General features: G+C 29.3%; 2 protein-coding genes, 1 rRNA gene and 1 pseudogene. 1 reads left to right on the top strand and 3 read right to left on the bottom strand.

What is annotated here, in order from left to right:
• Window positions 1-370: 370 nt before the first annotated feature.
• A complete protein-coding gene (locus ACI48P_RS22025) occupies window positions 371-862 on the bottom strand; it encodes a sulfurtransferase (RefSeq protein ID WP_475219650.1) in 492 nt (163 codons plus the stop codon).
• Window positions 836-1,084: pseudogene (locus tag ACI48P_RS22020) on the bottom strand (sulfurtransferase); the annotation flags it as partial. The pseudogene ACI48P_RS22020 and the gene ACI48P_RS22025, both read right to left, overlap by 27 nt.
• A 391-nt stretch (window positions 1,085-1,475) precedes the next feature.
• On the opposite strand from ACI48P_RS22020, the gene ACI48P_RS22015 reads away from it, so the two are divergent.
• Window positions 1,476-2,669, top strand: coding sequence for a pyridoxal phosphate-dependent aminotransferase (locus ACI48P_RS22015; protein ID WP_475219649.1), 1,194 nt, complete (start codon window positions 1,476-1,478; stop codon window positions 2,667-2,669).
• 140 nt (window positions 2,670-2,809) lie between these two features.
• Here ACI48P_RS22015 and rrf read toward each other — a convergent pair.
• Window positions 2,810-2,926, bottom strand: a 5S ribosomal RNA gene (gene rrf / locus ACI48P_RS22010).
• Window positions 2,927-2,975 lie beyond the last annotated feature (49 nt).

Genomic DNA, 2,975 nt, shown 5'->3' with positions numbered 1-2,975 from the left:
TTTAACGGGCTCAGATACTGTTATATATCTGGCTTTGTTTGGTTGTTTCAAATTCTATAAATTAACCTACTGTTTAATTTTCAAAGTTCATCTTCAAGTGACCTTTCGGCCTCTTTCGTCTTTCGTTGTTTGCCCTTTTCTTAAGGACAAGTATAACTATACCATCTTAAAATAAAATCGTCAATACTTTTTTAATTTTTTTTATAATTATATTTTTAATTTTAATTCTGTAGACCTTCTCAAACCATTAGCACAAGCAACTTTAAAATAAAAAATATGTACTTGATAGTTGTTTAAGTTTATCAAGTACATATTTTTTATTTTATCAACTTTTTTAATGTTGAATTATAAACGTTATATATCGTTATATTTACTGCTCTACTTCATTTTCTTCATAACTTATCCAATCACTAAAACTACCTGAATAAACCTCATGTTTAATTCCAACTTCATTAAGTGCTAAACTATTTGGACAAGCAGTTATACCTGAACCACAATAAACTATAACCTCATCATAATTCTTTAAGGTTTCAAAATACTTTTCAAGTTCTTCTTGTGACTTTATATTTAATTTATCTTCATCTATATTTAATATATTCATCCAAAAATAATTTAACGCACTAGGTATATGACCAGCTTTTTTATCTACTGGTTCAAATTCACCTTTGTATCTTTGATTTTCTCTAGAATCAATTATAGCTACGTTATCCTTATATAGTCTTTCTTTAACATATTCCATATTTACTCTCATATCTTCATTAACTTCAACTCTAAAATCACCTTTTTTTACAGACTTTATTTCTTGAGTGATTTCTCCACTAATTTCTTTGAATTCATTTATACCACCATTTAAAACATACACCTTATCATGACCTAAATACTTTAATATCCACCAAACTCTAGAAGGCCCAGCTAAGTCACCTTCATCATAAACAACTATTATAGAATCATTGTTTATTCCTATATTTTCGAAAGTATTTTTCAATTCTTCTATACTCGGTAGAGGATGCCTTCCCCCACGTTCTTTTACTTGGCTATATAATTCTGTTTCCATATCTACTCTAACAGCACCCTTAATATGACCTACTTCGTAGTTTCCTTTTCCATTAAATTAAATCTACAATCTACTATTATTAATTTTTCATTATCTAAATTTTACTTTAACCAATTAGCACTAACTAAATTTTTCATATTATTACTCCTAATTTTATTAATTTATATGTCCAATACATACTATACTACAGTACAAATTTATAAGTCATACTTTTATAAAAAATATATTAATGCATATTTCTCTGAAATTTTGGAATATATAATTAACTAGGAATTCGTTTTTTTTATGTTAAAATATATTCGTATACAATACACATACTTTGTTAAATTATCTATAAACGTATATGTAATTATCAAAGCTTCAATATATTCTATTTTATTCAATACACTAAATAAACTTTAGACCAGGAGGAGTTATATACATGAATATATCATCTAGAATACAAGCTGTTCCAGCTTCTACTATAATGGAGCTATTAACTTATGCTGCAGAAGCTAAAAAAGGTGGAAAGAAAGTTTACCACCTAAATATTGGACAACCCGATATCAAAACACCAGATGAATTTTTCAACGCTGTAAAAAATTACAATGATGATATTTTGGAATATGCTTTATCAGAAGGACTACCTGAACTTATAGATGCTATACAAAAATACTATCAAGGATACAATATCAACTTTAACAAGGATGAGATATTAATATTAAACGGTGGTAGTGAAGCTTTATTATTTTCTATGATAGCTACATGTAATGAGGGAGATAATATATTAATACCTGAACCATTTTATTCAAACTATAATAGCTTTGCTAAAGCAGTTGGTGTAGAAATAAAACCTATTACTACACTTGCAGAAAATGGATTCCACTTCCCTTCAAAGGAAGAAATAGTATCTAAGATAGATTCTAAAACTCGTGCTATATTATTTTCAAACCCAGGAAACCCAACTGGAGTTGTTTACACTAAAGAAGAAATTCAAATGATATCTGATATAGCTAAGGAAAACGATTTATGGATAATGGCTGATGAAGTTTATAGAGAATTTGTTTATGAAGGCAATTACACTAGTTTAGGTAATATAGATGAAGTAGCTGATAGAGTTGTAATAATAGACAGTGTATCTAAAAGATACAGCGCATGCGGAGCTAGAATTGGTTCTATAGCTTCTAAGAATAAATTATTTATGTCTCAAATACTAAAACTATGTCAAGCAAGATTATCAGTTCCTACCTTAGAGCAAGTTGGTGCTATTGAACTTTATAAAACACCAAATACTTATCTTAAAGAAGTAAACGAAGAATATAGAGAAAGAAGAGATGTATTATATAATGAACTTATAAAAGTTCCTGGTGTTGTATGCAAAAAGCCTACTGGAGCCTTTTATATAGTTGCAAAATTACCAGTTAAAAGCGCTGATCACTTTGTAAAATGGTTATTAAGTGATTTCGATATAGATGGACAAACAGTTATGCCTTGTCCTGCTGAAGGTTTCTATGCTACTGAAGGGCTTGGAGTTGACGAAATAAGACTTGCTTATATATTAAATAAAGATGATTTAGCTGACGCTGCTAAGATATTAAAAGCAGGTTTAGAAACTTACTTAAAGTTAAATAAATAAAATGGGAAGTGTGCTTATGCACACTTCTTTTTATGTATTAAGTTGTATATTTCACAATTTAATAAAATAGCTATAAAAAAACAGGTCAAAAGTAGAAATACTTTAGATATCATTTCAATAAATTTGCACAAAAAAAGATTACGTGGCTACGTCTTACTCTCCCAGGCAGTTGCCCACCAAGTACCATCAGCGCTAAAGAGCTTAACTTCTGTGTTCGGAATGGGAACAGGTGTATCCTCTTTGCTATAATAACCACATAATCTTTATTTGGAGCGGGTGAAGGGGATCGAACCCTCACAGCCGGCT

Source organism: Romboutsia sp. LXY-2 (assembly GCF_056171995.1).
The sequence above is the reverse complement of the archived record's forward strand: the minus strand, read 5'-3'. Positions and strand labels throughout refer to the sequence as shown.

Excerpts from the sequence above, each read along its gene's own strand:
- ACI48P_RS22015 (WP_475219649.1), top strand. The coding sequence starts at position 1,476 with ATGAATATATCATCTAGAATACAAGCTGTTCCAGCTTCTACTATAATG.